This window comes from Sphingobium sp. TB-6, assembly GCF_012927365.1.
In the GTDB taxonomy this organism is placed as follows: Bacteria; Pseudomonadota; Alphaproteobacteria; order Sphingomonadales; family Sphingomonadaceae; genus Sphingobium.
This window is the reverse complement of sequence record NZ_JABBGL010000006.1, coordinates 158,431-175,100: the sequence shown is the minus strand read 5'-3', so window position 1 is coordinate 175,100 and position 16,670 is coordinate 158,431. Positions and strand designations below refer to the sequence as shown.

The following is a 16,670-nucleotide window of genomic DNA, read 5'->3' as shown; positions in this document are numbered from 1 at the left end:
TCGGAAATCGCGGAAAACAAGCATCTTCAACCGCGCAATTCGGGCAGCGGCGTCCATTCCTTTTCGGGCGGCAGGGGCGCGAACAGGCTGTCCACCAGTTCGTCCGTCACATCCTCCGGCCGCGCCGGATTCCATCGTGGCGCATTGTCCTTGTCGAAGATCACCGCGCGCACGCCTTCGATGAAATCGGGGCGGCGGATGACATGATGGCCGATGCGATATTCGTTGCGCATATTGTCGGCAAAGTCGGTAGAGGCCGCGCCCTCCACCATTTGGCGCAGCGCCACCTTGATGGTCTGCGGCGATTTGGTGGCGAGGGTGGCAAGCTGCTCCCGCGCCCAGTCCGATCCGTCCGCCTCCAGCGCCGCCAATATCTCCTCAAACCGATCCGAGGCGAACAGGCGGTCGATCTGGTCCCGATGCGCTGCCACGGCAGAGGGGGGCGGTGCATCGGCCATTTCGTCCAATATCTCAGCCAGACCGTCCGGATCGGCAATGATCCGCGCCTTCACCGCCTCCAGCTTGTCAGAGGCCATATAATGGGTGGCGATGCCGATGGCGGCGCAATCCGCGCCCTTGATTCGCGCGCCTGTCGTCGCCAGCCACGCCCCGGTCCGCCCCGGCATGCGCGGCAGGAACCAGCCGCCGCCGACATCGGGAAACAGGCCGATGCCCGTTTCCGGCATGGCATAAGTGGTTCGCTCGGTCGCCACGCGGTAGCGCGCCGGGTCGGAAATGCCGACGCCCCCGCCCATGACGATGCCGTCGATGAAGGCGACGACCGGCTTTTCATAGACGAACAGCAGATGGTTCATCCGATATTCGATGAAGAAGAACTGCTCGGCTTCCGAACAATCCCCCTTGGCGCTGTTGGCGATCATGGCGATGTCGCCGCCCGCGCAGAAGCCGCGTCCCTCCGCATGATCCAGCATGATCGCCACAACGGCGTCATCCGTCCGCCACGCCAGCAACGCATCAATGATGGCGCTGCACATTTCGGTGGTCAGCGCATGGATCGCCTTGGGCCGGTTGAGCCGGATGCGCCCCACGCCATTGTCTATGGAAATCAGAACCTGATCAGTCATATCGCCTCCCGCGCTCATTGCCGCAGCATGTCGCGGGCGATGATCATGCGCATCACCTGATTGGTGCCTTCCAGGATCGAATGCACGCGCAAATCGCGCCAGAAGCGTTCGATCGGATAGTCCATCAGATAGCCGTAGCCGCCATGCAGTTGCAGCGCCCGGTCGACCACGGAGGAGCCGGTGTCGGTCGCCAGCCGCTTGGCCATGGCGGCGAAGCGCGTTTTGTCGGGCGCATTCTCCGTCACCTTGACCGCCGCCGCATAGAGCAGCGTGCGCGCCGCCTGCAATTCCGTCTCCATGTCCGCCAGCATGAACTGCGTGTTCTGGAAATCAGCGATGCTCTGGTCGAACTGCTTGCGATCCTTGGTGTAGGTCAGCGCCTCATCGATGCAACGCTGCGCCCCGCCTAGCGAACAGGCGCCGATATTGAGCCGCCCACCATCCAGCCCCATCATCGCGATGCGAAAGCCTTCGCCCTCGCCACCGACCAGATTTTCGACAGGCACCCGGACGCCGTCGAAATTGACCTGCGCCGTCGGCTGCGAATGCCAGCCGAGCTTGCGTTCCTGCGCGCCGAAGCTGACGCCCGCCATGTCCTTCTCGATGACAAGGCAACTAATGCCCTTCGGCCCTTCATCGCCGGTGCGGACCATGACGACGTAGATTTCATTCTCGCCGCCGCCGGAGATGAACTGCTTGGAGCCGGTGACGACATAATGGTCGCCGTCCCGGACCGCCCGCGTCTTGAGCGCAGCCGCATCCGATCCCGATCCCGCTTCGGTCAGGCAATAGCTGCCGATCCGCTCCATCGGCACCATGGATGGCAGATATTTGTCCTTCACCGCCTGGCTGCCGAAACGATCGATCATCCAGGCGGACATATTATGGATGGAGATGAAGGCGCTGGTCGATGGACAGCCATAGGCCATCGCCTCCATGATCAGCGCCGCCTCCAGCCGCCCAAGGCCGATGCCGCCCGCTTCCTCCGACACATAGATGCCGCCGAAGCCCAACTCCGCCGCCGCGCGGATGGTGTCGCGGGGGAAGATATGCTTTTCGTCCCACTCCGCCGCATAGGGCGTGATCGCATCGGCGGTGAACCGGCGCGCCATCTCCTGAATGGCCAACTGGTCCTCGGTGAGATCGAACTGGCTCACAAGCTCTCCTGCGACGTGCACTTTAAACTCTCCTCTAGATATAATGCGGAATTGCACGCAACAACGCAGTTCTGCATAGCATTGCAGCGATTTTGCAGTTTGGTGGGCAACGAATGTTCGATTGGGACGATCTCAGGGTCTTTCTGGCGGTGGCGCGCACGCGCAAGATCGCTCCGGCGGCGCGCGCGCTGGGCATCGATGCGACGACTATCGCCCGGCGGCTCGCCCGGCTGGAACGGACGCTGGGCCCCGAGCTGTTTGAGGTGGGGGCAGGGGAACGGACGCTGACCGCCCATGGCCAGGCGCTGCTCAGCCATGCCGAAAGCATCGAGAGTGCGGCTCTCGCGGCGATGGAGGAGGCGACCGGTCGGGAACATCATCTGAGCGGCCAGGTGCGGCTGTCGGTGGCCGAGGGCTTCGGGACCTGGGTGCTGGCGCCGGGCCTCTCCGATTTCAGCCGCCGCCATCCCGGCATCCGGCTGGACCTCATCACTGCCTCGGGCTTCCTCAACCCCTCGAAGCGGGAAGCCGACATGGCGGTCATGCTGGCGCGGCCGCAGCGGGGGCGGCTTTCGGTCCGGCGCATGGGCGACTATCGGTTGCACCTTTATGCGTCCCCCGCCTATCTGGAGGAGGCCGGCACCCCCCGCAGCACCGCCGAGCTGCGCGACCATGTGCTGGTGGGCTATGTGCCCGAATTCATCTTTTCGCCCGAACTCGACTATCTGGACGAGGTGGAGGCGGGGCTGGAAGCCAGCCTGCGCGCCACCAGCATCAATATGCAGCATCGCATGATCGCGGAAGGGGCGGGGATCGGCGTGCTGCCGGATTTCATCGCGGCAGGCGACACCACGCTGGTGCCGGTTATGGCCGATCAGGTGGAGATCATGCGCAGTTTCTGGCTCGTCACCCATGGCGACCTCAAGAAATTGCCCCGGATCGCGGCGGTCGCGCTGTGGTTGCAGGAACGTATCGAAACCTTGAAAGCGTGAGCGCCTTGCGCCAAATGGCCGAAAAGCGTTCCTAAAACCAATCGACGCCGCTTGTCCGGCCCGCTAAGGGAGTCTTCATGACACGCAAATGGTCGCATTTCGCTCATGCAGCATAAATCAAAGTGCAGCCGGGCGGTCGCCCTGCCTAATGGCGAGTTTCGCGCCCGGGCGACCGAATATCTGGATTTCCTGGCCGCCTGGGTGAAAAAGCCGCGCCAGACGGCTTCGGTCGTACCCAGCAGCCGCTATCTCGCCCGGCTGATGGTCGAGCATATCAATCCTGAAGATGGCCGCGTGATCGAACTGGGCGGCGGCACGGGTGTCTTCACCCGCGCTATCCTGGGCACCGGCCTGCCGTCCGATAAGCTGGAGGTGGTGGAGATCAACCCTGCCTTCGCGCGCGGATTGCGGCGTCATTTCCCCCATGTCTCGGTGCTCGAAACCCCCGCGCAGATCGTCTCCAGGGCGGCGGCGGGCGAGGAGGGGGAATATCAGGCGGTCATCAGCGGCCTGCCGCTGCTGGCCATGGACCGCCAGATGCATGCCGACATCCTGTCCGAAAGCTTCCGCATGCTTCGGCCAGGCGGGGTCTTCATTCAGTTCACCTATTCCCTGCGCCCGCCGGTCAGCCGGGAAATTCTGGATGCGCTGGCGCTGGATGTCGTCCGCGCCGGGCAGACCGTCCGCAACTTCCCGCCTGCCACGGTTTTCCGCTTTTTCCGCAAGAGCGAATAGCGCCGGTTGCGCTGCGCGGGCGGCACCCTATCTTTGCGCCTCAGCACAAGGGGGCACTGCCGCGCATGGCGTCCATCATTTCCGTTTCCGGCCTGACCAAAAGCTATGCTTCGGGTTTTCAGGCGCTCAAGGGCGTCGACCTGAAGATTGAGGAGGGCGAGATATTCGCGCTGCTCGGCCCGAACGGCGCTGGCAAGACCACCATGATCTCCATCATCTGCGGCAATGTCCGTCCCACGAGCGGCAGCGTCACCGTGGCCGGACATGACGTCATCCGCGATTATCGCGGGTCGCGATCGGCCATCGGGCTGGTGCCGCAGGAGCTTCATACCGACGCTTTCGAGCGGGTGATCGACACCGTCACCTTCTCCCGCGGCCTGTTCGGCAAGCCGCGCAACGACGCCTATATCGAGAAGATTCTGCGCGACCTGTCGCTGTGGGACAAACGCCACAGCAAGATACTGGAACTATCCGGCGGCATGAAGCGCCGCGTGATGATCGCCAAGGCGCTCTCCCACGAACCACGCGTTCTGTTCCTTGACGAGCCGACCGCGGGCGTCGATGTCGAACTGCGCCGCGACATGTGGAAGCTGATAGGGGAACTGCGCCAGACCGGCGTCACCATCATCCTTACCACCCATTATATCGAGGAAGCGGAGGAGATGGCCGACAGGGTCGGCGTCATCAACAAGGGCGAACTGGTGCTGGTCGAGGAAAAGACCGCGCTCATGAAGAAACTGGGCAAGAAGACGCTGACCATCGTGCTGGCCGAGCCGCTTGCCGAGGTTCCACCGGAGCTTGCCCAATGGCAGGTCGCGTTGAAGGCGGACGGTCATGAGATCGAATATGTGTTCGATACCCAGGCGGAGCGGACCGGCGTGTCGTCGCTGCTGCGCAAGCTGGGCGATCTCGGCATAGTCTATAAGGATCTCAATACCGAGCAGAGCAGCCTGGAGGACATCTTCGTTAGCCTGGTCCACCAGGAGAAGGTGGCATGAGCGGCTTCAATCCCCAGAGCGTAAGCCGTTTCAACCACCGCGCGATCTGGTCGATCTACAGCTTCGAACTGCATCGCTTCCGCCGCACGCTGCTGACCGGGCTGCTGGTGCCGGTGATCACCACCTCGCTCTATTTCGTGGTGTTCGGCGGCGCGATCGGCTCCCGCATGACGCAGATCGACGGGATTCCCTATGCGGCCTTCATCGTGCCGGGCCTCATCATGATGTCGATGTTCACCGAAAGCATCTTCAACGCCAGCTTCGGCATCTATATGCCGAAATTCACCGGCACCATCTATGAATTGCTGTCGGCCCCCGTTTCGGCAGTCGAAACGATCATCGCCTATGTCGGGGCGGCGGCGACCAAGTCGCTGATCGTCGGCACGATCATCTTCGTGACCGCGCATCTGTTCGTCGACATCCATGTCGCCCATCCGCTGGCGATGATGGCCTTCATGATGCTGATCGCTATCAGCTTCTGCCTGTTCGGTTTCATCCTGGGCATCTGGGCGCAGAGTTTCGAGCAGTTGCAGGTGATCCCGCTGCTGATCATCATGCCGATGACATTTTTGGGCGGCGCCTTCTATTCGATCCACATGCTGGCGGAGCCGTGGCGGACGATCACTTTGTTCAACCCGATCGTCTATCTGATCTCCGGCTTCCGCTGGACCTTTTTCGGGCGGGGCGATGTGGGGATAGAGTTCAGCCTGCTGTTCATCGCGGGGATGCTGGCGCTTTGCCTTGGCGTCATCGGCTGGATGTTCCGGACGGGCTACCGCCTCAAAAAATAGGCGCGTGCTAACTCAACCGGTCGATGGCTTCGGCGTCCAGGCCGCCGGGTATGACCATGATCGGGCAGGGCAGCTTGCCTGCGTCGGCGCCCGCGAAGTGGGAGACGAGAACGCCCGGATGACCGCTGGCGGCGGCGCCCAACACCAGCGCCGCGACATCGTCCATCTCCTCCAGCGTATGGCGCACGATCGTCACCGGATCGCCCTGGCGCACGGTGATGCTGGGGCGGATGCCGGACTCGTCGGTCAGCGTACCCGCCGCGCTCGTCACCAGCGCTTCGGCGCGTTGCAGGGCTTCATCCTCCATCGTCGCCTGCACGCCGCCCCATTGGACGAATTCGGCAGGCGGGATGAGGGCCAGGATGCGGACGGCGCCCGCCGTCTTGGCGGCGCGTCGGGCAGCGAAGCGGAGCGCGGTTTCCGCCTCGGGCGATTCGTCCACGACAACCAGATATGTCCGCATCTGTTGCGTCCTCATAGGGTAACGACCGTTTGGTCTTCATCGTCACGGGTGTGTGCTGAACCCATATGGTTAGCCATGAACCAGACTGGTGAAATGTGGCTGATTATCGGCCTGCACGCAAGGCTTGGCCTTGACCGTTCCGGCCAAAGCGCCGAAACGAACCTCATTGCCCCATGCCCGATAAAAATGAGAGGCCGTCCACCCATGAGCAAAACGATCCAGATGCCTGCCCTTTCCCCGACCATGGAAGAAGGGACGCTGGCGAAGTGGCTGGTGAAGGAGGGCGATACGGTTTCGTCCGGCGATCTGCTGGCCGAGATCGAGACCGACAAGGCGACGATGGAATTCGAAGCCGTCGATGAAGGCATCGTGGCGAAGATCCTGGTGGCCGAAGGGTCCGAAGGCGTGAAGGTCGGCACCGTGATCGCCATCATTGCCGAGGAAGGCGAGGATGTGTCGCAAGCCGCGAAGGGCGATGCCGCTCCCAAGGCGACGGCTGCGCCCAAGGCCGATCCCGTCCCCGCCAAGGCGGAGGCCGCCGCGCCTGCCCCTGCGGTCAAGGCCGATCCCGCGCCTGCCCAGGCCGTCGACAGCCGCGTGAAGGCCAGTCCGCTCGCCCGCCGTCTGGCGGAGGCGAAGGGTCTCGATCTCTCCGCTCTGGCGGGTTCCGGTCCCAATGGCCGTATCGTGAAGGCCGATCTTGAGGGCGCTGCGCCCTCTGCAAAGGCTGCTGTTCCGGCTCCCGCCACCGCGTCGGCCGTTGCCCCGGTGGTCGCCCCGGCAGCCGCGCAGGATTTCGGCATCCCGCACGAGGTCATCAAGCTCAGCGGCATGCGCAAGACGATTGCACGCCGCCTGACCGAATCCAAGCAGCAGGTGCCGCACATCTACCTGACCGTGGACGTTCAGCTCGACAAGCTGCTGAGGCTCCGTGGCGAACTCAACGCGGGTCTGGCATCGCGGGCCGTCAAGCTGTCGGTCAACGATCTGCTGATCAAGGCGTTGGGCGTCGCGCTGATCCAGGTGCCGGAGTGCAATGTGCAGTTCGCCGGCGACCAGATGCTGCAGTTCCAGCGCGCCGACATTTCGGTGGCCGTGTCGATCCCCGGCGGGCTGATCACGCCGATCATCACCGGCGCCGACAGCAAGGGCGTCGCCGCGATTTCGACCGCGATGAAGGATCTCGCCAGCCGCGCCAAGGACGGCAAGCTGAAGCCGGAGGAATATCAGGGCGGCACCGCGTCGCTTTCCAACATGGGCATGTTCGGCATCAAGCAGTTCGAAGCCGTCATCAACCCGCCGCAGGGCATGATCCTGGCCATCGGCGCGGGCGAGAAGCGGCCCTTCGTTATCGATGACTCCCTCCAGATCGCGACCGTCATGTCGGCCACCGGCAGCTTCGACCACCGCGCCATCGACGGCGCCGACGGAGCCCGCCTGATGCAGGTCTTCAAGGAGCTGGTCGAAAACCCGATCGGCATGCTGGCCTGATGGCTGGACAGGACGAGCAGCCGCCGGCGGACAGCCCGGCGGTGCGCGTCATCGCCATGCCTTCCGACACCAATCCCTATGGGGATATTTTCGGTGGCTGGCTGATGAGCCTGATGGACTCGGCGGCGGGTTCCGTCGCCGCCCGGCATAGCCATGGGCGCGCCGTGACGATCGCGGTGGAAGGCATGTCCTTCCTTCGTCCCGTCGTCGTGGGCGATGAAGTGTCGGTCTTCGCCAAGCTGGTTTCCGTCGGGCGGACGTCGATGAGCATTGCCGTCGAGGCCTGGCGGCGCGCGCGCCATGATGACCGGTCCTACCGCGTGACCAAGGCGACCTTCACCTTCGTGGCGATCGGAGAGGATCGCCAGCCCCGTTCCGTGCCGCCCTTCACCCCTCCGGCGGCGTGACATATTTCAAAGAAAAGCGAGTTTGATCATGGCTGAGAATTACGATGTCATCGTTCTGGGCTCCGGCCCCGGCGGCTATGTGGCCGCGATCCGCGCAGCCCAATTGGGTCTGAAGACCGCCATCGTTGAGCGCGAGAATCTGGGCGGTATCTGTCTGAACTGGGGCTGCATCCCGACCAAAGCGCTGCTGCGCTCGGCGGAAATCTTCCATTATATGCAGCATGCCAAGGATTATGGCCTGGCCGCCGAGAAGATCAGCGCCGATATCGAGGCGGTGGTGAAGCGTTCGCGCGGCGTGGCGAAGCAACTCAATCAGGGCGTCACGCATCTGATGAAGAAGAACAAGATCACCGTCCATATGGGTGACGGCAAGCTGGTCGCGAAAGGCAAGCTCAGCGTCACCAAGGACGGCAAGACCGAGGAACTGACGGCGAAGAACATCATCGTCGCCACCGGCGCCCGCGCCCGCGACCTGCCCTTCGCCCCGGCGGATGGCAAGCGGGTGTGGACCTATCGCCATGCCATGACCCCGCCGGAAATGCCTACCAAGCTGCTGGTCATCGGTTCGGGCGCGATCGGGATCGAGTTCGCCAGCTTCTATAATGATATGGGCGCGGATGTGACCGTGGTGGAGATGCTGGACCGCGCCGTGCCGGTCGAGGATGCCGATGTTTCCGCCTTCCTTGAAAAGGCGCTCAAGAAGCAGGGCATGACCATCATGACCGGCGCTGGCGTCGAGAAGCTGGAAGTCGGCGCGAACGGCGTCAAGGCCGCGATCAAGGGCAAGGACGGCAAGATCGTCAATGGCGAGTACAGCCATGTCATCGTCGCCATCGGCATCGTCCCCAATACCGAGAATATCGGACTGGAGACGCTGGGCGTGAAGACCGAGCGCGGCCATATCATCACCGATCCCGCCTGCAAGACCAATGTCGACGGCATCTGGGCCATTGGCGATGTCACCGCGCCGCCATGGCTGGCGCACAAGGCGAGCCATGAGGGCGTGATCGCGGCCGAGGCGATTGCGGGCAAGCATCCCCACGCCATGGACGTGCGCAACATTCCGGGCTGCACCTATTGCCATCCGCAGATCGCGTCTGTGGGCCTGACCGAAGCCAAGGCCAAGGAAGCGGGCTATGAGGTGAAGGTCGGCATGTTCCCCTTCATCGGCAACGGCAAGGCGATCGCGTTGGGCGAGGCCGAGGGCTTCACCAAGACAGTGTTCGACGCAAAGACCGGCGAATTGCTGGGCGCGCATATGGTTGGCGCGGAAGTGACAGAGATGATTCAGGGTTTCACCGTCGGCAAGACGCTGGAGACGACCGAGGCGGAATTGATGCATACCGTCTTCCCGCATCCGACCATCTCGGAATCCATGCATGAAAGCGTGCTGGCCGCTTATGGGCGCGCGCTCCATATCTGATCGGCATTTGGGCGTCGTAAAAGGCGCGGGAGCTTTGGCTCTCGCGCTTTTTTGCGTTTTGGCGATTGCGCTGGTTCAGCGCCAGGGGATGTTGGACGGCCTGAATGTCACGCTGATGGGAATGGCGGGGCGGGCGCGGGACAGCGGCGCGGGCGCTCCCGTCACCGGGACCATGCAATTGGCGTCGGCAGTGGGCGGCACGGCGGGACGCTTTGCGCTATTGGGTGTGTGTTTCGTCGGTCTATGGGGCGATGCGCGGGGGCGCGCCTTCTGGCTGCTGTGGGTGGTCATCGGCGGGACGCTGCTCAATCTAGCGCTCAAGCAGGTCTTTGCGGCACCACGGCCCGATCTGCTGCGGCATCTCGACATCGTGCACGGCTATAGTTTCCCGAGCGGCCATGCGGCAGGAAACATGATCTTCTTCGGCGCGCTGGCGATGCTGGCCGGGCGGCGCTCCGCCTATGTCGGGGCGGCGCTGGCGGTTGCGCTGATCGGGACCAGCCGTGTCTGGCTGGGCGTGCATTGGCCGAGCGACGTGCTGGCCGGATGGATCGAGGGGTTGGGCTGGCTGGCGTTCTGCGTCGTCTGGCTACCAGCGCGGCGAGGGCAGGGTGAGGGCGCGGGTCAGGCTATGATGCGGCGGCATGCCGTCGGCGGTGAAGAAGCCATGGACCCAGAAGCTGTCGAACACGGTCGCGGCGGCGATTGACAGCAACAGCAGCGCCGATCCGGCGAACAGGGCGCGAGCGCCCCGGATTGGCTCCGCAGGCATGAAGGCCATCAAAGCCAGCGGCAGCAGGGGCAGGAAATAGCGGCCCTGCGTTCCCTGAATATAGTCGGCGTCGAGCGGGGTGCCGGTCAGATACATGGCGGTTTCGATCAGCAGCGCGACGCCCGCAACGATGACGAGCCACCAGAGCCTTTGACCAAACGAAAAGCGCATGCCCGATCCGCTGAGGATCGCCGCGCAGAGCATCGCCAGCGCCAGCGGATAGGCCAGCAACGGCAGCAGGATCGCGTTCCAGCCGAAACGGCCCACGATCTGGAGCGCATAGACAGGCGCGCGCTCGGTCATGCTGGTCGCGAGGATATGGAGATAGGCGAGGGGATCGCGAAGGATCACGGCCAATTGCTGGTCAAGCGGTGCGGTCATGACCGTCTCGCCAGTCTTGCGGGAGACGATATGATAGAGCGCCTGACTGCCCCCGGAAAACTTCATCCAGAGAAGAAAAGCCAGCGCGCCGACCGCCATCGCGGCAAGAATCGCCCAGGCGCGCAGATCGCGACGGCTTTCGGGCCAGCGCAATCCGGCGGCCATCAGCGGCAGATAGACGCCCTTTGCCAACGCCAGCAGCGGCGCCGTCAGATAGAGCGCGAGGCCGCGCTTGCCGGTCCATCCCATGAAGCCGACCCGCAGCGCCAGAGCGAGGCCGAGAAAGCCTGTTCCATTAATGACCGCATCGGGCGAGAGCGAACCATTTTGATAACAGAAAGTCGGCAGCAGCGCCGTGGCTAGCATGGCGTTGCGGCCGAAGGGAAGGACGCTGAGCGCCGCGCCGAGCATAGCCAGCGCGAAAATGGCATTGACCATCCGGCCGCCATAGAAGGCGCCGAGGCGTGGCAGGCCCAGCAGCCGGTCGCCAATCGCCAGGCCGGTCGCGCCGGGCAGGTAAAGCGTGGGCGCATAGTTCGCCACATTGGGAAAATCGGCAAAGCGGCGCCCGTCAGGCTGAGAAGCGCCGGCGTGCCAAGCCTCGTTCAGCATATCGCGATCGAACAGGCGGGGATTGGGCGAGACGCGGGTCGGAAAATGAACGTCGTGCAGGTCGATGGCGGCTCGGGGCAGCTCCGCCCCGATCATCGCGCCGCGTTGTTCGGTCAGGATGCCGCCCTCGGAAAGCAGCAGGGCTTTCATATAATGCTGATTTTCGTCGGGTGCCTGAAACGGCGGCGTGACGCAGGCGAAGAACAGGGTGGCGATGCAGATCAAGGCGTAGAGCCGCATTTCGAGGGCCGTCCACGGCATGTCGGCCGCGATCGGACGACCCGCCTGCATGAATGCCCGCCTTTCCTGCCGCATCGATAAACCTGCCCCGCCCTGCCGCGCCTTCGGGAAGTCGAGCTAGCGCCAAGCTCTTAATATTTCGCGCCCATCGGTTAAGGGTGTAATTGGCCAATAGGGGACTATCTGCTTCCGTCATTCCCGCGAAGGCGGGAATCCATCTCCCAACGTGGCGTCAAGCGGTTAGTTCAAGAGATCGATTCCCGCCTTCGCGGGAATGACGACTATGGTAAGGGCCGGAATCCACCCTATGCCGCCGGCATGCTCAGGCCGAACCTCAGTCTTTCCAACCGGCACCCCAAAATCACACGCCGTCTTCTATTTCCCGTTCCGCAGGCGGGTGGAGGCGCAGGCGGCTGACGCGGCGGCCGTCGCTGGCGAGGATTTCGAGTTTCCAGCCGCTTTCCTCATGCTCGATGATTTCGCCGGGTTCCGGAACCCTGCCTGCAATCACGAAGGCAAGTCCGCCCAGCGTGTCGACATCTTCCTCGATATCGGCCAGCTTTTCGTCGATTTCCTTGGCGACATCCTCCAACTCGGCGCGGGCATCGGCTTCCCAGATGCCGCCTTGCAGCGGGACCAGCATCGCCTCGGGCTCTTCGTCATGCTCGTCCTCGACCTCACCGACGATTTCCTCGACCAGATCCTCGAAGGTAAGCAGCCCCTCGGTGCCCGAATATTCGTCCAGCACGATGGCGAGATGGGTACGTTTGGCGCGCATCTCCGCGAGCAGGTCCAGCGCCCCCATGCTTTCAGGGACATAGAGCGGTTGGCGGATCAGCGGTTCCAGCGTATCGGGAACCGGCGCCTTGCCCGCCAGGATCGCGAAGGCGTCGCGGATGTGGATCATGCCGACAATGGTGTCCAGATTTTCGCGATAGACCGGGATACGGCTGTGCCCGGCCTCCGCGAATAATGCCGCAAGATCCGCGAAGCTCGCCTTTTCCTCGATGGCGATGATGTCCGCCCGGGGCACAGCCACGTCGTCGACCGTATGTTCGGAAAAATGAAGGAGGTTGCGGACCATCTGGCGCTCGATCGCGGAGAGGTCGCCCTTGGCAGGGGGGGAAGCGCCTTCCTCCTGCTCATCCTCATCATATTCGTCGAGCGCATCCTCCAACTCGCGGCGGAGGCTGTGGCTCTCTTCTTCACCGAAAAGCAGCGACTTCAGGCCGCTCCATAAACCGCCTTCGTGGCTACTACTGTCCGATTCCTTGGAACCGTTGCCGTCCTTCGGACTGCCTTCAGCCATTTTACTTCCTGTTCCCCTGTTTCAAAAATATGAATCTAACGATCCCCATAAGGATCGGAAATGCCCAGGCTGATCAGCGATTGCGTCTCCAACGCTTCCATCGCTTCGGCCTCGGCGTCCTCCATATGATCATATCCCAGCAAATGAAAAGTCCCATGAATGATGAGATGGGTCGCATGATCGGCAATAGAAATGCCTTTTTCCGCGGCTTCCGCCGCGCAGACGCCCTCCGCCAGCACGATATCGCCCAATATGACTTCGCCATCGTCGGTGTTGGCGGTGGCTTCCAGCAGGTCGGACTGCACCATCGGGAAGGACAGGACGTTGGTCGGCTTGTCCTTGTCCCGATAGGCGCGGTTGAGCTGGTGGACTTCCTCGTCGGTGGTGAGTTTGACCGCGACCTCATACAGCGCCTCGTCAGCAGCGAAGGCGGCATAGGGACTATGCGTGATCGCGGCGACCACCGCGCGTTGGGCGAGCAATTCCCAGTCGGTATCGGGCCAGCCCCGTTCGTGGAGGACGGCGACTTCAATCATTGTTCGAACTCCACGAACGGTAACATATTTCAGGCATCCGGCCCCTCATAGGCCTGGACGATGCGGCCGACGACCGGATGACGGACCACATCGGCAATGCCGAAGGGCACCACGGAGATGCCGTCCACCCCCTCCAGCCGCGTGACGGCATCGGCCAGGCCCGAAATGCCCGGTTGCGGCAGGTCGACCTGACGCGGATCGCCGCAGATGACCATGCGGCTGCCTTCACCGAAGCGGGTCAGGAACATCTTCATCTGGGCGATGGTCGTGTTCTGCGCTTCGTCGAGGACGATGAAGGCGTTGGCAAGGGTCCGGCCGCGCATGAAGGCGAGGGGAGCGATCTCGATCTCGCCCGATGCGATACGCCGTTCGACCTGCTCGGCGGGGAGCGTGTCGTAGAGCGCGTCGTAGATCGGGCGGAGATAGGGGTCGACCTTTTCCTTCATGTCGCCGGGGAGGAAGCCCAGCCGCTCGCCCGCCTCGACCGCGGGGCGAGAGAGGATCAGGCGGTCGACGCTGCCGGTGATGAGCTGGCTCACCGCCTGCGCGACGGCGAGATAGGTCTTGCCGGTGCCTGCCGGGCCAAGCGCGAAGATGATGTCGTTGCGGGTGAGCGCTTCCATATAGGTCACCTGTGTCGCGGAGCGCGGGACGATCGTCTTCTTGCGCGTGCGGATCATCACCTTGGGCGGTTCGGCCACGTCATGGCGGATGATGCCGTCCAGCGTCGGTTCGGCGGACATGGCGATGACCGCCTCGACCGCCCCGGCGTCGATTTCCTGCCCGGCGACGATGCGGTTATAGAGCCCGGTCATCACGTCGCGGGCGCGGGCGGCGGCTTCGGCCTCGCCCTCGATCTGGAGCTTGTTGCCGCGCGCCGCGATATAGACGCCCAGGCGGTTTTCGATGGCCACCAGATTCTGGTCATATTGCCCGAAGAGTGCGCCCAGCAGGTGCGGGCGGTCGAAAATGACTTCCAGCCGCGCGCGTTCAGCGACGTCGGTGCGGTGGTTCTGGTTCGGTTTCTTGGACATTCAGCAGCCTCCCTGTTCACCCGTCACACTCGCATGGGCGAGTATCCATCTCCTCCTCTTTGAGCCTGGCGGACAGGTTCGGAGATGGGTTCCCGTTGTCACGGGAACGACTGGTTTTAGGTTCAAGCGGCCTTCCTCCTGCTAGGTTCGCCGGCCAGACTGTTCGGGCCGGCACTGATGATATCGACTTCGACCATGTCCCCGATGCCAAGGTCGGGCGCGGTGACATGGACGGATTGGAGCCATGGCGTCTTGCCGATGAGTTGGCCGGGATGACGGCCCTTGCGCTCGAGCAAGATGTCAGTGCGGCGACCGACGGTGGCGGTGTTGAATTCGACCTGATGGCGGTTGATCGCGGCTTGCAGGCGGGCGAGGCGTTCGTCCATCACCTCCGCCGGGATCTGGCCGTCCATGTCGGCGGCGGGCGTGCCGGGGCGCGAACTATATTTGAAACTATAGCATTGCGCGTAGCGGACCTGTTCCACGATTTTCAGCGTGTCTTCGAACTCGGCGTCGGTCTCGCCGGGGAAGCCGACGATGAAATCGCCCGACAGCGCGATATCCGGGCGGGCTTCGCGGACCCGCTCGATGATGCGGAGATAGCTGTCGGCGCTGTGGCTGCGGTTCATGGCCTTCAGCACCCGGTCATTGCCCGACTGCACCGGCAGATGGAGGAAGGGCATCAGCTTGGGTTCGTCGCCATGGGCGGCGATCAGGCCGTCGCTCATGTCGTTGGGATGGCTGGTGGTGTAGCGGATGCGTTTGAGGGCGTCGATCTTCGCCAGTTCGCGGACCAGGCCGTCCATGCCCTGCATCCGGCCCTTGCCGTCCTCGCCGGTCCAGGCATTGACGTTCTGGCCGAGCAACGTGATCTCGCGCACGCCGCCGTCGACGAGTGCCATCGCCTCATCGAGGATCGCGGACCATGTGCGGCTGATTTCCGCGCCGCGCGTATAGGGCACGACACAATAGGTGCAGAATTTGTCGCAGCCTTCCATGATCGTCAGGAAGGCGGTGGGCCGTGCCTGTTTGGTCCGGGCGGGCAGGGCGCCGAATTTTGAGGCGAGCGGCATGTCGGTATCGACGGCCTGCTCGCCGCGACCGGCCTTGTCGATCAGGTCGGGCAGGTGATGGTAAGCCTGCGGGCCGACGACGATATCGACATTGCGGGCGCGGCGCTGAATCTCGCTGCCCTCCGCCTGGGCGACGCAGCCCGCGACCGCGATCATCGGGCGCGTGCCGTCCTCGCGGGTCAGGCGGCCGATGTCGGAATAGACCTTGTCCACCGCCTTTTCGCGGATGTGACAGGTGTTGAGGATGACGAGATCGGCCTCACTACCCTCGGTGGCTGCGGTCATGCCGCGCTCTCCCAGCATCTCGGCCATGCGCTCGCCATCATAGACGTTCATCTGGCAGCCGAAGGATTTGACGTGGAATGTCGTTGGAGTCTTTGGGGCGTCGTACCGATTCATGCGGTCCAGCTATACAAGGCGCGCGCCTTAAGTAAAAGGCGGCAGGTGCGTCGCGATGCTGGCGGCAATTCTTTCCCGTGTCATGGCCGCCAAAGCCTTGCGATCCGGGCAGATTGCCGGGTCGAAAGGCTCCAGAAAGCGCAAGGTGACGTCGAGCCGGCCCTTGCGTTCCAGCAATCTCTTGGCATTCGCGCCCGCCGGTTCGTTGCTGTGCCAGCTAATCTCGGCCGTTGCCGGGCCGTAGTCGATATGGACGGGCTGAATCCGCACCGAGCGCGGAGGCGGCAATAGGACCGCGAGCAGGGAGGGCTTGAACGGCAGCAGGCCAGTGCCGTCGCTGGTCGTGCCTTCGGGAAAGAGTGCGACCGGCTGGTGCCCGGCAAGTGCGGCGCGCAAGGCGTCGAGCTGCGATGAAAGCGCGCCGCGCCTGTTGCGGGCGACAAACAGCGTGTTGTTCTGGGCGGCCAGCCAGCCGATGAGCGGCCATCCGGCTATGCCGTCATGCGCGACGAAGGCCGATCCGGTCGCGCCGCCCAAGGCCAATATGTCGACCCAACTGACATGATTGGCGATGATGAAGCTGTCGCCGTGGAAGGGATGCCCCTCGATCCGCACGCGTGCGCCGACGGATCGTGCCGCCATTGCCAGAAAGCGCCGTGGCCAGGGCGAACGCCGCCCGGCGGCGCTCCACAGCAGATGGGGCAGAAGGCAGAGCAGCAGACTGGCGGCCAGCGCCCCGGTGCGCGTGATGCGGCGGAGTCTGCTCAAGCCG

17 protein-coding genes are annotated in these 16,670 nt (G+C 63.5%); 8 read left to right on the top strand and 9 right to left on the bottom strand.

From position 1 onward, the window contains the following. Nucleotides 1-26: 26 nt before the first annotated feature. Together HHL26_RS10645 and HHL26_RS10640 are read right to left on the bottom strand one after the other, a co-directional pair. Complete coding sequence (locus HHL26_RS10645; RefSeq protein ID WP_066561804.1) at nt 27-1,085, bottom strand: enoyl-CoA hydratase/isomerase family protein; 1,059 nt, start codon at nt 1,083-1,085, stop codon at nt 27-29. Nucleotides 1,086-1,099: 14 nt separating this feature from the next. Next, complete coding sequence (locus HHL26_RS10640; RefSeq protein ID WP_082748599.1) at nt 1,100-2,242, bottom strand: acyl-CoA dehydrogenase family protein; 1,143 nt, start codon at nt 2,240-2,242, stop codon at nt 1,100-1,102. Nucleotides 2,243-2,355: 113 nt separating this feature from the next. On the opposite strand from HHL26_RS10640, the gene HHL26_RS10635 reads away from it, so the two are divergent. From HHL26_RS10635 to HHL26_RS10620, 4 genes are all read left to right on the top strand, one after another. After that, a complete protein-coding gene (locus HHL26_RS10635) occupies nt 2,356-3,234 on the top strand; it encodes a LysR family transcriptional regulator (RefSeq protein WP_066558228.1) in 879 nt (292 codons plus the stop codon). A 105-nt stretch (nt 3,235-3,339) separates the two neighbouring features. After that, a complete protein-coding gene (locus HHL26_RS10630; RefSeq protein WP_066558225.1) occupies nt 3,340-3,969 on the top strand; it encodes a methyltransferase domain-containing protein in 630 nt (209 codons plus the stop codon). Nucleotides 3,970-4,034: 65 nt separating this feature from the next. Beyond that, a complete protein-coding gene (locus HHL26_RS10625) occupies nt 4,035-4,967 on the top strand; it encodes an ABC transporter ATP-binding protein (protein WP_066558222.1) in 933 nt (310 codons plus the stop codon). Further along, nucleotides 4,964-5,758 carry an ABC transporter permease gene (locus HHL26_RS10620; protein WP_066558219.1) on the top strand — a complete coding sequence of 265 codons (795 nt, stop codon included), beginning with the start codon at nt 4,964-4,966 and terminating at the stop codon, nt 5,756-5,758. The genes HHL26_RS10625 and HHL26_RS10620 overlap by 4 nt, the downstream gene beginning before the upstream one ends. A 7-nt stretch (nt 5,759-5,765) precedes the next feature. Here the strand turns inward: HHL26_RS10620 and HHL26_RS10615 are convergent, their stop codons facing one another. Beyond that, nucleotides 5,766-6,221 (bottom strand): universal stress protein, encoded by a 456-nt coding sequence (locus HHL26_RS10615; protein ID WP_066561800.1) that lies wholly within the window; start codon nt 6,219-6,221, stop codon nt 5,766-5,768. Between the two features lie 204 nt (nt 6,222-6,425). Between HHL26_RS10615 and HHL26_RS10610 the strand changes: the two genes are divergently transcribed. The 4 genes from HHL26_RS10610 to HHL26_RS10595 are packed head-to-tail and all read left to right on the top strand — an operon-like array spanning nt 6,426 to nt 10,251. Further along, entirely contained in the window at nt 6,426-7,712 is a 1,287-nt protein-coding gene (locus HHL26_RS10610) for a pyruvate dehydrogenase complex dihydrolipoamide acetyltransferase (protein ID WP_066558216.1), read from the top strand. Next, nucleotides 7,712-8,119: an acyl-CoA thioesterase gene (locus tag HHL26_RS10605; RefSeq protein ID WP_066558213.1), complete on the top strand. Its 408-nt coding sequence runs from the start codon at nt 7,712-7,714 to the stop codon at nt 8,117-8,119. The genes HHL26_RS10610 and HHL26_RS10605 overlap by 1 nt, the downstream gene beginning before the upstream one ends. A 28-nt stretch (nt 8,120-8,147) precedes the next feature. Beyond that, entirely contained in the window at nt 8,148-9,542 is a 1,395-nt protein-coding gene (gene lpdA / locus HHL26_RS10600; RefSeq protein WP_066558208.1) for a dihydrolipoyl dehydrogenase, read from the top strand. Next, nucleotides 9,520-10,251 (top strand): phosphatase PAP2 family protein, encoded by a 732-nt coding sequence (locus HHL26_RS10595; protein WP_145907513.1) that lies wholly within the window; start codon nt 9,520-9,522, stop codon nt 10,249-10,251. The genes lpdA and HHL26_RS10595 overlap by 23 nt, the downstream gene beginning before the upstream one ends. On the opposite strand, the gene HHL26_RS10590 is transcribed toward HHL26_RS10595, so the two are convergent. The 6 genes from HHL26_RS10590 to HHL26_RS10565 all read right to left on the bottom strand — a co-directional run bounded on the left by HHL26_RS10590 (nt 10,132) and on the right by HHL26_RS10565 (nt 16,666). Then, nucleotides 10,132-11,598, bottom strand: coding sequence for a DUF2142 domain-containing protein (locus HHL26_RS10590; protein WP_237229808.1), 1,467 nt, complete (start codon nt 11,596-11,598; stop codon nt 10,132-10,134). The genes HHL26_RS10595 and HHL26_RS10590 overlap by 120 nt on opposite strands. A 310-nt stretch (nt 11,599-11,908) precedes the next feature. Then, complete coding sequence (locus HHL26_RS10585) at nt 11,909-12,856, bottom strand: hemolysin family protein (protein WP_066558203.1); 948 nt, start codon at nt 12,854-12,856, stop codon at nt 11,909-11,911. Nucleotides 12,857-12,891: 35 nt separating this feature from the next. Then, on the bottom strand, nt 12,892-13,392 hold the full coding sequence (gene ybeY / locus HHL26_RS10580) for an rRNA maturation RNase YbeY (protein ID WP_066558201.1): 501 nt from the start codon (nt 13,390-13,392) through the stop codon (nt 12,892-12,894). A gap of 29 nt (nt 13,393-13,421) precedes the next feature. After that, nucleotides 13,422-14,426: a PhoH family protein gene (locus HHL26_RS10575; protein ID WP_066558198.1), complete on the bottom strand. Its 1,005-nt coding sequence runs from the start codon at nt 14,424-14,426 to the stop codon at nt 13,422-13,424. A 122-nt stretch (nt 14,427-14,548) separates the two neighbouring features. Next, nucleotides 14,549-15,898 carry a tRNA (N6-isopentenyl adenosine(37)-C2)-methylthiotransferase MiaB gene (gene miaB, locus HHL26_RS10570; protein WP_066558197.1) on the bottom strand — a complete coding sequence of 450 codons (1,350 nt, stop codon included), beginning with the start codon at nt 15,896-15,898 and terminating at the stop codon, nt 14,549-14,551. A 27-nt stretch (nt 15,899-15,925) separates the two neighbouring features. Beyond that, nucleotides 15,926-16,666 (bottom strand): lysophospholipid acyltransferase family protein, encoded by a 741-nt coding sequence (locus tag HHL26_RS10565; protein ID WP_066558194.1) that lies wholly within the window; start codon nt 16,664-16,666, stop codon nt 15,926-15,928. Nucleotides 16,667-16,670 lie beyond the last annotated feature (4 nt).

Bases quoted from the DNA above. Each gene is read 5' to 3' on its own strand.
- HHL26_RS10610 (WP_066558216.1), top strand. From the start codon at position 6,426: ATGAGCAAAACGATCCAGATGCCTGCCCTTTCCCCGACCATGGAAGAA.
- HHL26_RS10645 (WP_066561804.1), bottom strand. From the start codon at position 1,085: ATGACTGATCAGGTTCTGATTTCCATAGACAATGGCGTGGGGCGCATC.
- lpdA (WP_066558208.1), top strand. From the start codon at position 8,148: ATGGCTGAGAATTACGATGTCATCGTTCTGGGCTCCGGCCCCGGCGGC.
- HHL26_RS10630 (WP_066558225.1), top strand. From the start codon at position 3,340: ATGCAGCATAAATCAAAGTGCAGCCGGGCGGTCGCCCTGCCTAATGGC.
- HHL26_RS10585 (WP_066558203.1), bottom strand. From the start codon at position 12,856: ATGGCTGAAGGCAGTCCGAAGGACGGCAACGGTTCCAAGGAATCGGAC.
- HHL26_RS10575 (WP_066558198.1), bottom strand. From the start codon at position 14,426: ATGTCCAAGAAACCGAACCAGAACCACCGCACCGACGTCGCTGAACGC.
- HHL26_RS10595 (WP_145907513.1), top strand. From the start codon at position 9,520: ATGGGCGCGCGCTCCATATCTGATCGGCATTTGGGCGTCGTAAAAGGC.
- ybeY (WP_066558201.1), bottom strand. From the start codon at position 13,392: ATGATTGAAGTCGCCGTCCTCCACGAACGGGGCTGGCCCGATACCGAC.
- miaB (WP_066558197.1), bottom strand. From the start codon at position 15,898: ATGAATCGGTACGACGCCCCAAAGACTCCAACGACATTCCACGTCAAA.
- HHL26_RS10625 (WP_066558222.1), top strand. From the start codon at position 4,035: ATGGCGTCCATCATTTCCGTTTCCGGCCTGACCAAAAGCTATGCTTCG.
- HHL26_RS10605 (WP_066558213.1), top strand. From the start codon at position 7,712: ATGGCTGGACAGGACGAGCAGCCGCCGGCGGACAGCCCGGCGGTGCGC.
- HHL26_RS10590 (WP_237229808.1), bottom strand. From the start codon at position 11,598: ATGCAGGCGGGTCGTCCGATCGCGGCCGACATGCCGTGGACGGCCCTC.
- HHL26_RS10615 (WP_066561800.1), bottom strand. From the start codon at position 6,221: ATGCGGACATATCTGGTTGTCGTGGACGAATCGCCCGAGGCGGAAACC.
- HHL26_RS10635 (WP_066558228.1), top strand. From the start codon at position 2,356: ATGTTCGATTGGGACGATCTCAGGGTCTTTCTGGCGGTGGCGCGCACG.
- HHL26_RS10620 (WP_066558219.1), top strand. From the start codon at position 4,964: ATGAGCGGCTTCAATCCCCAGAGCGTAAGCCGTTTCAACCACCGCGCG.